This is a genomic window from Gottfriedia acidiceleris, assembly GCF_023115465.1.
Classification (GTDB): domain Bacteria; phylum Bacillota; class Bacilli; order Bacillales; family Bacillaceae_G; genus Gottfriedia; species Gottfriedia acidiceleris_B.
The window spans coordinates 616586-630111 of record NZ_CP096034.1 but is presented as its reverse complement, the minus strand read 5'-3'; the positions used below and the strand labels follow the sequence as shown (position 1 = coordinate 630111).

11 protein-coding genes are annotated in these 13526 nt (G+C 34.0%); 1 reads left to right on the top strand and 10 read right to left on the bottom strand.

Features of this window, described 5'->3' with window-relative positions; translation table 11 throughout:
• Positions 1 to 163 precede the first annotated feature (163 nt).
• Positions 164 to 3190: an efflux RND transporter permease subunit gene (locus tag MY490_RS02920; RefSeq protein ID WP_248267923.1), complete on the top strand. Its 3027-nt coding sequence runs from the start codon at positions 164 to 166 to the stop codon at positions 3188 to 3190.
• A 146-nt stretch (positions 3191 to 3336) separates the two neighbouring features.
• Here MY490_RS02920 and MY490_RS02915 read toward each other — a convergent pair whose 3' ends face one another.
• The 10 genes from MY490_RS02915 to MY490_RS02870 all read right to left on the bottom strand — a co-directional run bounded on the left by MY490_RS02915 (position 3337) and on the right by MY490_RS02870 (position 13418).
• The gene (locus MY490_RS02915) at positions 3337 to 3489 is read right to left on the bottom strand and encodes a hypothetical protein (protein ID WP_248267922.1); all 153 of its coding nucleotides are present in this window, start codon (positions 3487 to 3489) and stop codon (positions 3337 to 3339) included.
• The gene (locus tag MY490_RS02910) at positions 3486 to 4745 is read right to left on the bottom strand and encodes a helix-turn-helix transcriptional regulator (protein WP_248267921.1); all 1260 of its coding nucleotides are present in this window, start codon (positions 4743 to 4745) and stop codon (positions 3486 to 3488) included. Before MY490_RS02910 ends, MY490_RS02915 begins: the two co-directional genes overlap by 4 nt.
• Before the next feature lie 166 nt (positions 4746 to 4911).
• The gene (gene chbG / locus MY490_RS02905; protein ID WP_248267920.1) at positions 4912 to 5619 is read right to left on the bottom strand and encodes a chitin disaccharide deacetylase; all 708 of its coding nucleotides are present in this window, start codon (positions 5617 to 5619) and stop codon (positions 4912 to 4914) included.
• Complete coding sequence (locus MY490_RS02900; protein ID WP_248267919.1) at positions 5616 to 6947, bottom strand: 6-phospho-beta-glucosidase; 1332 nt, start codon at positions 6945 to 6947, stop codon at positions 5616 to 5618. The genes chbG and MY490_RS02900 overlap by 4 nt, the downstream gene beginning before the upstream one ends.
• A 16-nt stretch (positions 6948 to 6963) precedes the next feature.
• The gene (locus MY490_RS02895) at positions 6964 to 7284 is read right to left on the bottom strand and encodes a PTS sugar transporter subunit IIA (protein ID WP_098233187.1); all 321 of its coding nucleotides are present in this window, start codon (positions 7282 to 7284) and stop codon (positions 6964 to 6966) included.
• 180 nt (positions 7285 to 7464) lie between these two features.
• Complete coding sequence (gene celB / locus MY490_RS02890; protein ID WP_248267918.1) at positions 7465 to 8781, bottom strand: PTS cellobiose transporter subunit IIC; 1317 nt, start codon at positions 8779 to 8781, stop codon at positions 7465 to 7467.
• Positions 8782 to 8803: 22 nt separating this feature from the next.
• Positions 8804 to 9109: a PTS sugar transporter subunit IIB gene (locus MY490_RS02885; RefSeq protein ID WP_069035316.1), complete on the bottom strand. Its 306-nt coding sequence runs from the start codon at positions 9107 to 9109 to the stop codon at positions 8804 to 8806.
• 487 nt (positions 9110 to 9596) lie between these two features.
• Positions 9597 to 10937, bottom strand: coding sequence for a germination protein YpeB (gene ypeB / locus MY490_RS02880; protein ID WP_248267917.1), 1341 nt, complete (start codon positions 10935 to 10937; stop codon positions 9597 to 9599).
• A gap of 16 nt (positions 10938 to 10953) precedes the next feature.
• Positions 10954 to 11670: a spore cortex-lytic enzyme gene (gene sleB, locus MY490_RS02875; RefSeq protein ID WP_432707033.1), complete on the bottom strand. Its 717-nt coding sequence runs from the start codon at positions 11668 to 11670 to the stop codon at positions 10954 to 10956.
• Positions 11671 to 11810: 140 nt separating this feature from the next.
• Positions 11811 to 13418, bottom strand: a complete 1608-nt coding sequence (locus MY490_RS02870) for an LTA synthase family protein (RefSeq protein WP_248269308.1) — start codon at positions 13416 to 13418, stop codon at positions 11811 to 11813.
• Positions 13419 to 13526 lie beyond the last annotated feature (108 nt).

Below are 13526 nucleotides of genomic sequence, written 5' to 3'. Positions count from 1 at the left end.
TTTAATAAAGTATGTACTAATTCATTTACCGGTTTAACTGTCGAATTGTGCGCATAATTTTTTTGTAAATTCTAAATAAAATGTATTTCATTTTCAACTTTAGTATGTTACGATTCAACTTGTGTGTTACTGGATATTTTTACCATAAGGGAGGAAAACTTTAATGTCGTGGTTTACAAAATGGGCCTTTAATAATAAAGCCGCCATTACCTTTTTATCCGTTCTCATTTTATTAATTGGAGTATTAAGTTATAAAAAGCTTCCAATGGAATTCCTACCTGCTGCAGACCAACCAATTGTTTCTGTCATTGTTATGGGCCAAGGTACTGATTCGAAAACAATGGAGGATCAAGTAACTACTCCGATTGAAACTGCCGTCTCTGGTGTGAAGGGCAAAAGTCATATTTATTCAAGCACAAGCAATGGTTTTTCAAAAATTGATGTATATTATGATTCAGGAACAAATATGAAGGACGCTAAACAAGAAGTCCAAGAATCTTTAAATAAAGTCACACTACCTCAAAATGTTAGTAAACCTACAATTGTTCAATTAAACACTTCCATGATCCCTATCGCAGATGTTGCAATCACTTTCGAGGATGGATTAAGTCCGACTAACATAGATTTTGCAAACAAAAAAGTTATTCCCTATTTCAAAGATATAAAAGGCGTAGCTGACGTTCAAACATACGGTACAGAAAAATCTTTTGTTTCTGTAAAAATCGATAATGCAAAGCTTGCACAGAATAAAGTATCACTAGAAACTGTCATGGGTATTATTCGCGGCCAAAATTCTGCAGTTTCAGTTGGCGAAGGTATTATAAATGATAAGACTAGTAATATAAAAGTTGTTGGGAATTTAGATAATATAGAGAAAGTAAAGAGTCTTATGGTCGCTGATCAGGTAAAATTAGCTGATATTGCAACTGTTGAAGTGAAAAAGCCAGCAAACAATTTAACAAGAATCAACGGAAAAGACGGATTATTATTAATCGTCACGAAGGATAGTAATTCTAATGCAGTTAGTATTACAAAGGATGTAAGAAAAGCTACTAAATACTTAAATAAAAAATATAAAAATATGAATTCAGATGTCATGGTCGCAACATCGGATATGGTTAAAACTTCTGTACATGCAATGATTAAGGAAGTTTTACTTGGTGCATTATTTGCTACGATTGTCATCATGTTATTCTTAAGAAATGTACGTTCAACACTAATTACCATTGTTTCAATTCCGCTATCGCTCTGTTTAACATTATTTTTACTTACAGAGTCTGGCATTACACTGAATGTTTTAACACTCGGTGGAGTAGCAGTAGCAGTTGGACGATTAGTTGATGATAGTATTGTCGTTATTGAGAATATTTTTAGAAAAACACAATCAGAGAAATTTTCAGTTCAAATGATTATTGATGCTACGAAAGGAGTCGGAAGTGCAATCACAGCCTCTACTTTAACGACTGTTGCTGTGTTTCTACCAATAGGAATTATTAGCACGGGGCTTAAAGATTTCATGCTTCCATTTGCTTTAACCATTACTTACTCTTTATTAGCTTCATTATTTGTCGCATTGACAGTTGTTCCATTATTAAGTGCATTCTTCCTTAAAAAGGCTAAATTAAAAGCTCATAATCCTTCAGTACGATATAAAAAAGTTCTTACTTGGTCATTGAATCATAAATGGGTAATTGTAGTCATTTCTTTTTTATTATTTGTCGGCTCAATTGGTACTTATTTCGCTATGCCAAAAGGTGCAACAGATAATTCTTCTTCAGACTTTGTTCAAACAACTTTAACGTATCCTAGTGATACACCAGTCGAAAAAGTAAAAGAAAACACTCTTAAACTAGAAAAGTATATTCTTGAACAAAAAGGTATAAAAGGAGTTTATACTCAATTGGGTAGTACAGCTGATGCTGCAAAATATGGGGATGTCCGCTCTTCTACCCAAGCAATCTTTTTAATTACATTAGATGATAAAAAACTTACTGATCAAGTTGTAAAAAAAATCAATACGCAAAAATCTAACTATGCTGATGCAGAATTAAGTACGATGGCATCTAGTTTATTTGGAGGTTCTAAAACTCAAATTACGATCGATGTAGTCGGAAATAATTTACATGATTTAGAGAATACCGCAAGTGAAATTAAAAATAAAATTAAAAATATTGATGGAATTAAGAAGGTAACAACAAATGAGGAAGATAAAAAAACGGTTTATTCATTAGAGGTTGACCCTTCAAAAGGTAATGCTGAGCAACTTTCGCAACAATTATTTGTTATGTTGAATCGAACTCCACTTGGAACAGTTACAATTAATCAACAACCGACTGATGTTTATCTTGAACCAATATTAGAACCTAAAACTCCTGAGGATATAAAATCAGTACCAATTGTGACTAAAACTGGAATCATTCCAGTATCATCAGTTGCTACATTAAAAGTAGAAGAAAAGTCTACTAATCTATACCATAAAGATGGCGATCCATATTTAAGTATATCTGCCGAAGTAAAACCAGATAAACTTTCAAAAATTAATGCAGATTTAAATAAAGTTATTTTTGGTGATAAAAAATCAAAGGGCATGAAAATTTCCGATGGTGTAAATGTATACATTGGTGGTGCCCTTGCACAACAATCTCAAGATTTCTCAGATCTCTATATGATCATGCTTGTCTCAATCGGATTAGTTTTCCTAATCATGATTATTACATTTAAAACATTCCGTGCACCAATTGCTATACTATGTTCTTTACCTTTAGCGGCGATTGGAGCTGTGCTTGGATTAATTATAAGTCGTATATCCGTTGAACCAACAGCACTATTAGGAGCACTGATGCTCATTGGAATTGTTGTGACAAACGCGATTGTATTACTAGACCGAGTAAAGCAAAAAGAAAAACAAATGATTCTTCGTGAAGCAATTATCGATGCTGCAGTAACTCGTATTCGACCAATTCTTATGACTGCTGTGGCTACAATTTGTGCAATGCTACCATTACTATTCAAAAAAGCCGAAACCGGTAGCCTTGTATCCCAAAGCCTTGCAGTTGTAGTAATTGGCGGATTAACTATTTCAACATTATTAACATTAATTGTTATCCCTGTTATTTATGAGTTACTTTATTTTAGAAAATCTAGAAATCAACGTAAACAGCAAGATACTAGTAAACCAGTAAGTTTGTAAATAGAAAAGGGATATCTCGTTTTTCGAGATATCCCTTTTTAGCGTAGAGACCAGTCACGAACACTTTATAAACTCGGCTTAATTTAAATTAAAACAAAAACACAAGGAAAATTAATTAACCTTGTGTTTCTTGTTTATACTTACCATCAACTTCCTGGAGGTTTTGGATCATCTTCCTGCTTATTAGATGCATAAATTTCATTGTTAGGCGAGTGATGACTTTGAATCGTATTTATTCCTAAACTCACCAGAACAGTAATCATTAGGGAAAGAGCGATAAGTTTAATCTTCTTTTTCATCTGAGAACTCCTGTATTATGTGTCTTCTTCATTTGATGTAAACTGATTTGTAAATACTTATTAGCTAAAAGTGGGTCGCCTTGTCTTTGGTAATATTCTGCTATTCGTTCACTATATTCATAAACCTTCATTCGATTACCGTGTTTCTCCATAATTGGTAAGCCGTCTGCCATTAAATACCGGATTAGTGCCTTCTCTTCACTTTTTGCTTCAAAATATAATACTCGTAATTTCACATATTCTAATCTTGTTGTATCTTCGAATGACTCTAGTTCATGTTCTAGCATATTCACTACTTGTTCATTTTTTTGTAGCTTTAGCAAATGAGTGGCAATATTTCCTAATGTAAGGTAATAACTGTCAGTATATTTCTCTATTAACGTAAGTGATTTATAATAACACTCCAATGCTTTTTCTGAAAAGTTTTGAGTACCATACAAAAAGCCCAAATTATGCCACGCCATCTCTTCGATTGTTGTGTTTTGAATTAATTCTGCATCATCTAGTATTTCTTTTAATAAATTTTCTGCTCTTTCATATTCACCTGTTTCAGTTAAATGGATTGATAAAATTGTTTTCACATCTAACATTCTAATAATATTATTCCTTTTTTTGAAAACTTCTAGAGCTTTATTACCGAAATAGATTGCTAATGCAGATTGTCCTAATCTACAATGCATTAAGGATTTTAAATAATAATATTCCGTTATGTCATCTCGATACAGTTTCCTTAAATCCTTTACCTCTTCTAGTAAGTCTAAAGATTTAATAAAATTATTCCTTTTATGATTAAAAATTGCATTTAATACATTCCAAACAAATAGTTCAAACTCAGAAAACATCTTTGTATTTTGACCTATTTTTTCTATTAATTGCTCTGCCAAATCGACCTGATTTAAAAACAAAGTATACCTCAACATGTATAATTCATATACATAAAGCAATTCCGTATACTGGACGAACTCCTTATATTCCGTGAGGTCTTGATAGAGTGTATTTGCTTTTTTATGGTGCAGTCGTTCAATTGCGTCATAGAACTCCTGTAGTTTTATTTTAATATGACTAACTTTATTTTTTTCAGCTTCAACTGATATACCTAACTTCATACACAATAAGTTTAAAGTTTCGATATTAACCTCTTTTGAGTTGTTCTCAATCTTACTTAAATGAGAAATTGAACAAATTCCATCACATAGTTGCTCTTGTGTCATCTGTTGTTTTTTTCGATGGTAATTAATAATTTTTCCAATTTTCATAGGTATTTTCCTTAAATATTATTTTAATATTGTTAATATTCATTATAGTGTAAAACTACTCCTATTTCATCTTACATTTTTTCCCAAGATTATAAAACTCTAATTATATATCTATACCAAAAAAACATAGAGTCGAATTCAGGCTCTATGCTAATAAATAAATTTTCTATAGTAAATCAATCTCTTTTGATAGTTTAACAGTAGATAAAATTAGCGTCTCTTTTACTCGATCTTTAGCGTAAGAAGAATTGTTTAATATCTCATGATCAAGATAACCAGGGTGACACATGACTTCAACAGATTGATCGTCCTGTACCTGTGTTAATATCTTTTCAAAATAGTCATTCGTCACGCCCTCCCCATAGAAATCATGAAGAAAAACATCCGTAAAAGGAACGACCCCTTGTAAAGCATTTTCAGAAATGCGTCTAGCACTTAAATTATATTTTTGAGCTAACTTCTGTACGACTGGTAAAAACTCAGGTACGGTATGAACATGGTGGTGGCTATCAAAATGAGTTGGTTTTAGTCCTGATTCTAAGAATTTTTCTATTTGTGCAGTCCATTCTCTTTCTAACTCATCTAGTGAGATATTTTTATCTTCAAAGAACTCATGTCTACTTTTAAAATGACCATTTTCATTAACAAGTGTTGGAACATCTTTTAAAAGTGGCTTTCCACAAGTTAAAACCAGATGGATTCCTACTTGAAGGCTTGGATTTTCTTTTGCTAGCTCTACTGCGTGACTTACGCCTGGCATATTCATCATCATTGTAGCTGAGTTAACAATTCCATTTTTATGTGCATCAATGATTCCATAATTAATTCCCCTTGAATAACCAAAATCGTCTGCATTCACAATTAATTTAATCATTTAACTTTCACCTCTTTAAAAAATTGAGGTAAATATTTTTTATGTGCTTCTAGCATTTCATCAACAATTTCCTTTGCAACTTTATCTGATGCAACTAGTGGGTTAATCGTTAACGCTAGAATGGCCAAATCATAATCACCTGTTACCGCTGCTTTACAAGCTACTCTTTCAAATGATTTGATTTGTTGAACGAGCCCCCTTACAGAAACCGGTAGATCCCCCATTACGATTGGTTTTGGTCCATCCTTTGTGATGACACAGCTAACCTCTACCGCTGAGTCATTAGGAATACTAGCAATTGATCCATTATTCATCGTATTAACTGGTTGAATATCACCTTTATCATTATAAATAGAAGAAATTAATCTAACTGCTGCATCACTATAGTAAGCTCCGCCTCGTTTTTCGAGCTGAGGTGGTTTAATTGATAGATTTGGATCTTTATAAAGTTCAAAAAGATCATCCTCCAATTTTTTAACAACTTCAGCACGAGTGCCTACAGTTTCGGCATTTTTAATATCCTTTTCAACCATTTCACGAGTTTTATAATAATAGTTATGATACGGACAAGGAAGTGCGTTTAAAGCACGAAGAAACTCAGGTTCCCATCCATATCCTTGAATATTCTTAACAAAACTAGAGTTTTCTGGATTCGTTAATAATTCAATGACTTGATCTTTTACACTTTCTCCGTCAACAAACACGTCTAACCCATAAACCATATGATTTAATCCAGCAAAGTCAATTCGTACACGAGAATGCTCGACATTTAATAATTTGGCAATTCCCATTTCCATTCCAATTGGGACATTACATAAACCAACTACTTTTCGATGGTCGGTGTAACGAAGTACAGCCTCAGTAACCATACCAGCGGGGTTCGTAAAATTTACTAACCACGCATTTGGACATAAATCCTTCATATCTTTTACAATATCTAAAATGACTGGAATTGTTCGCAAGCCTTTAAATAATCCTCCTGGTCCATTTGTTTCTTGACCAAGTACACCATATTTTAAAGGTATTCTTTCATCCTTTGCCCTCGCATCTAATAAACCAACGCGAAATTGCGTTGTAACAAAGTCAGCATCTTTAAGTGCCTCTTTTCGATTAAGTGTCAAATGAACTTCTACAGGAAGGCCTGCCTTTTGAAACATCCGTTTTGCTAATTGACCAACAATCTCTAATTTCTCTTTGCCTTCTTCAACATCTACAAGCCATAGCTCTCGTAATGGAAGCTCATCGTACCGCTTAATAAAACCTTCCACTAACTCTGGAGTATAGCTTGACCCTCCACCAATTGTCGTAATTTTGATTGATTTTCCCATCCTATGTAACCTCCTTTTATTGGTTGCTTACTTCTTGCCGCAGTTCAATAATCTCCCTTGCTAAATCTTTAAGCGTCATTGCTGTCATTAAATGATCTTGTGCATGAATTAATAGAATTGGAGTATCAAAATCTTCTCCGCCAGCCTCTGCCTGAATCAATTGTGTTTGAAAACGATGTGCTTGACTAAACTCGCGATCTGCCTCTGCAAGCTTCTCAAAAGCTAGCTCAAAATTTTTTTCTTTTGCTGCATAGATTCCCTCCATTGAAAGACTTCTAGCATTTCCGCTATGCAAGATTAACTGAAAGGAAAGGTTGTACAATTCTTCTTTTGTCACTAGAATCACACCCTTTATTAGAATGTAAAAAAACAATACCAAGAGCCTGCCTATTGGCAAGCTACATGTGTTTTTACCAAGAGTTAAAACTTTTTTTGTCCTGACTGATTGAAAGCCAGCACTTTTTAAACAGTATGGGAGCTTGCTAGATAGCAAGCCCCTTTATGCATTATACATTTCTTATTTTGGTGAGCCTTGTTCAGTTTGTAAATTTTGTTTATCCCACATTCTAAAGAATGGGAAGTAAATTAAGAACGCTACAACAAGATTAATCAATTGCATTGCAGATCCTCTCCAGTTACCTCCAGTTGCTAGCCAACCGCCGATAATTGGTGGAGTCGTCCAAGGAATGGCAATACCATGTGTTTTTGGAGCAAACCCCGTTTTCATTCCTATATATGTGGTTACAACAAGTACTAATGGCGTTAGAATAAACGGAACTAAAAGCAATGGATTCATTACTACAGGCGCACCGAACGTAATTGGTTCATTAATATTGAAAATACCAGGTCCAATCGATAGCCTTCCTAGTTGTTTTGCATGCTGACTCTTTGCAAATAATAGCATCATAAGAGCAAAACAAATTGTTGCACCAGAACCACCCATGTAGATGAAGATATCAAAGAATTGTTGTGTAACAACATTTGGCATTGCATGATGACCTTGAAGAGCTAAACGGTTTGCATCAGTTGCTGCTAACCATACTGGACCCATTACACCACCGACAATTGCCGCACCGTGTAATCCGACTGACCATAATAATTGAATTAATAAAACGGCAATTAAAGCGCCAGCTAATGATCCACCAAGTCTACTAAGTGGATCTTGTAATAGATCCCCAACGACATTGTGTAAAGTTTCATAGTGTGTATGTTCAATTAATAATCGAATGATCCATACTAAGAGAATAACTAGAAATGCAGGGAATAATGCAACGAATGATTTACTTACACTAGGTGGTACACCATCCGGCATCTTAATAACAAAATTTCTTTGAATGACCCATCTATAAATTTCAGTTGAGAACAACGCAATTATAATAGCAACAAACAGACCCTTACTTCCTAAAAATGCCATAGGTAGCACTCCGCCTACTTTAATAGCAGCAGTGGCTCCATCTGGCGTAAACATTGTGAAGTATGGTGTTGATAAAATGAACGAGGCAATTGAGATCGCACCAGCATTCAATGCATCTACTTTATAATGTTCAGCGAGTCGATATGCGATACCAAATCCTGCAATGAGCGCCATTATATCAAATGAAGCACTAACAGGATAAAGAAGCTTTGTTTGCCAAGCGGCACCGAATGTTTTTGCCATAAAATCTGGATATCCGTCAAACGGTAAGAAGCCTAAGATTAAGAAAATAGAACCGACAATAATAAGAGGTAGTGTTAAAATAATTCCATCACGTAATGCTTGCAAGTGTCTTTGACCCGCAATTTTTCCAGCAATAGGCATTACTTTCTCTTCTAACATTTGAGTAAAGTTGGCCATCACAAATCACCCCTAAATGAAATTATGAACCTATTAAATCGATTGCAAATTTCAGTACCTCTGCTCCTTTACACATCCCGTAATGAACCGGATTAATGGCATCAACTGGTATTCCTTTTTGTAAACCTTCTTTTTTTAATTGTGGGAGTAGATACCTTACTTGGGGACCTACAAGTAATACATCTGCTTGATCAAGATGATTTTTAACATCATTAGCACTCACTGCCCAAATCCTTGCGTCGATTCCTTCAGATTTTGCAGCAGCTTCCATTTTAGTAACTAATAAACTTGTAGACATGCCGGCAGCACAACATAGTAATATGTTCATTTAATCCCCCTTTCTCTCTAAAGAAAACGCTTACAATACAATTAAACTTCTACTAACAAACAGAATCTACCCCTTACCTCGCTCCCTCTAGAATTTTAATCTCAAGAAATATATATTCACTATTTTGGACATTAGGACAAATATAAAAAATATTTTTTACTAATTGAACTCTATAAATCCCTGCTCCTAAAGTCGCTTAAAATAAAGCTTTGTACAAGCCTAAAGTATGATAACTTGCCGGACCTAACTAACAGAATTTTACATTTAAACTAACTGTAAAAAAGTCTCGTATTTGTAATAAATAATCCATGTAATTTGACCCGAAATGCTAGTTTAAAATTTCTACCACTTTTAAATCTAGTAAAAATGAAAAAGGAAATAGTTTTAACTCAAACCGTTTCCTTTTTTTATCGACATTATTATTTAATAAATAAATTGAGGACTTGAGTTATATACTTAAGTCCTCATCGTTAAAAAATTATGAGCTTCAGTCGTAGTTTTCGACTAAGACATTCAGTTTTTTAATCTGTTCTTCGACACCAGTATCCGCATTCACGAATATTTGATATGTGTCATTACCTCGTATTCCTACAAATTCATAGCAAAGTACTTCTTGATTCAATTTATTTAAAATAATCGCTTGGCGCTCTTCCATTATTTTTAAGTTAGAACTAATACTATTTCTGGCTTCTTCAACCGATATTTTCGGCTTTGGAATCGTTCGTTTTGTATATGCTGCCAAGTAATTTCTTGATGAAAAACCTACAATACTTCCGTCATCAAGAGCAATTTTCATCGTAACAGATTCAGGATAGATTCTTACACCGTCCTGTTTTGTTACATATGTAAATACACCAATCGTATCATATTGTGAGCTTTCAGTTAGCTCCATATTAGAGAATTTATTTCGTTCTAAAAATTTAAGTCCATTAATAGAAGCCTGATTTAAATCGATTTTTTGTGCCTTAATATTTCGACTATCAATCACCCAAACTGGATAGCCACCTTTTTCGGTAATATCCATATAAATTTCGCTATTTGTTTTTGGTTCCTTAATTTCTATGCTATAATACCGATCTTCTAATTTTTCACCTGTAAGATCAACTTTTATTTGTGCTGTACTATTTAATTCAAGAAATTTCCTCGCAATTTCTTTCGCTTGCTCTGTCGTTATTTTTTCTCCTTTTACATTTGAAAGGCTAGCACGATTTACTTTATAATTTGTCAGTGATGGGTCTGCATTTGCATCGGAATATGACATGACATTCCTTTCAACTGTCTTAAATCCATCAATAATTACGTTATTTTTCGGATGTTGATCTTTTGCATAAGCAAGCTCTACATCCATCCAACGTAATTTATTCTCAAATACCAGATGCTGAACTTTCCTAATCTCTCCTTGAATTTCAGCAGAGTTATCATATAACTTTTGCAGTGTTGCGTATTCATTTTGGGTCAATGGTTCTTTATCTAAATCTCTTACCGCAGTTCGATAACTAAAATCGCCAATATTTGTTAGAAACTCCTCCGTTTTATTGACTGGTAATAGTCTCAAAGGAAGTTGCCCTACGTTAGATCTAGCTTGAGAAGTTAGTCCCCATACTTCAACTAGTGCTGGAGAGAGGGATGACTTTGATTTCATTGCTAAAGTATCGCCAATTTTATCATGTAATAAGTCTAATTCATAAGTTAGTTCATGAAATGCCCGTTGATAGTTGTTTTCTGCCTGGATATTGATTTCGTTTTTAGCCTTATGCTCTGTATAACCCCAATATGATGTTCCGATCAGTCCAATGGCTAACACGCCTATTGCAGCTTCCTTAATCACTTAAAACACTCCTTTCTTATCGGCAAAATATATGTCTACCAATTTGTTTTATTTGTGGTCTGCTCCAAATCCAAGCACTTGTCGCTGTGTCTGGATTAAAATAATAAAGTGCACTTTCACTCGGATCCCAACCATTTACAGCGTCTAAAACAGCTTTTTTGGCTGTCTCATTTGGTGTTAAATAAATTTGCCCGTCTGACACAGCGGTAAATGCACCTGGCTCAAAAATAACACCTGACACTGTGTTTGGAAACGATGGATTGCTAACGCGATTCAGAATTACTGCAGCAACTGCTACTTGTCCGATATATGGTTCACCACGTGATTCACCATAAACCGCATTAGCCATTAGCTGAATATCATTTTGTGAATAACCATTCGGAACATTTGATCCACCACCTGCATTTTCACCTTTTTCATATTTTGTTGCTTTTACGAGCATCGCTTTTGTCTTAGCTCCAACAACCCCATCGACAGGCATTCCGAAATTATTTTGGAAATTCCTAACCGCCCAATATGTGTTGTATCCAAACACCCCATCGACCTTGCTAGTGTAATAACCGTTGTATTTTAACCGAGATTGTAATTCAATAACATCTTCTCCTGTAGCACCCATTTGAAGTACTTGGCTTGTAAACGCATTTACACTATTAAGTTGAACATTACAAAAGATACTAAATAATACGATTAGTAATATTAAAGGGCCTTTTAAGAAAACTAGTTTCCTCATCACAAACCTCCTAAAGTATAATTATCTCTTTTTGTATTTTTTTCAAGAACCACCAATTTATGTAAATACTTTTCGAATTCTTTCCGAAGTTAAAAACAAGTCAGTTTTTTACCCAATAAAAAAGGGACCTTTTGGCCCCATTTTTACTTTCTATTAAAGGTAATACCATCACCATATACTCGATCGTATATTACCCAATCCCAAATATCATTTGAATGATTTCGAAGTACCCAATCATACCATGAATGTTCAATCTGACCGTTTGTTAGAACTTTCATTAAAAGAGGTGCAATTTCGTAGGATTCTAATTTAAGCTTTCCTTTTTCTAAAAATGGCTTCGAATAGTTTCTAATCTTGTCCATTGTACTTTTGTCATTACTCCAAATCCACATCGGTGTTTCATTATACCAATCTTCTCCTTCTTTTTTCACAATTGGTGCTCCCCACTGCTCGTAGGTTTCCTTTATATCGCCAAATGTTGGACGATGGTCGCCATAAAAAAGAACGATTGTAGGATTCTTACGTTTTTTTATTTCTTGCCATACTGAAACAAGAGAATTGCCGCTTTTATAAATACCACTTGCATAACTCTCTACTTTTCCTTTTAACTCCTCATCCATAGGTACTCCACTAACTCTCATGTTTTCTTCAGGAAAATGACCTTTACGCCAATCAAAATGATTTTGCATTGTCACAAAAAATACAAATTGACTCCCCTTTTTATTAATTAGAGATAATGCTTTTTTCGAGCTACACTCGTCTGATAAATAGGAACCAAATTTTTGGCAAGAAGATAAATCTGCTTCTGACAAGAACTGATTAAATCCTATGTTAGGATAAACTTCTTTTCGTTTGAAAAATGATGTTTTAAATGGATGAAGGGCTATCGTCTCCATGCCAAAATGTCTAACATCTTGAATGAAACTAGGTGATTGTCTATTCCCCATTTTTCCTTCTTGGTATGGTGTCCGATCTTCGAATTTACGTTTTAATTTTAGGCTAGTTAGTACTTCAAATTCCTCGTTAGCCGTCCGTCCTCCAAATGTATTACTTATTAGGGTTCCATGAATACCTTCATTTATAGAGCGAAGCGGTGCATTTGGATCTGTCTGCCATTTTAATTTCATGTCATCTAAAATACTGTAAGCCTCACTTTGAATCACTAAAATATCTGGTAATTGTTTTGGTTTAGAAAGTGGTTTTAAAGAATTGATTTCTTTAATGACCTCATTTTTTACTTTATTAGATACTTTAGGTTCTTCACGTTTGCTATTCATATAAGTTACTAAAAATGCTGGATACATACCATATCTTTCAACACTAGTCTCGTAATTCCAAGGTATATATTTTACATTTGAGTTTTTTACAAAATAAGCATAGCCTTCTTTTGATCCAAATGTAAAAAAGACCCCAAGCAATACGATTAGTAAAAAACGCAAACTATTTTTCCTTGCAGAAGCATTTCTCCATTTTTTATAGGCTAAGAAAGTTCCTAAAAAAAGAAATGTTATGATTCCAATTAAACCTCCCCATTTGAGAAGAAATGGAAGCTTTGAAAATTGTAAAAAGACGATTGGATCACGTAGGAAAAATAAATCACTTGGATGAAACGGCTCTCCGGTATATTTTATTTTCTCTGATAAAGCATATGAGAAAATTCCTATTGAACCTACAATCGTAATTAAAATCCACCAAACATTAAAGCCTAGAACAGAAAGCCCAATTACTAGAATTGAGACAATAACTGACACAATCAAAAAGTTCCACCTAAAAAAATCTGTGATAATCCAATTCTCATAAAGATTTACATTGTTCTTCCACAAATAATTATGAGACCAAATAACAAGTAAATAGCTACA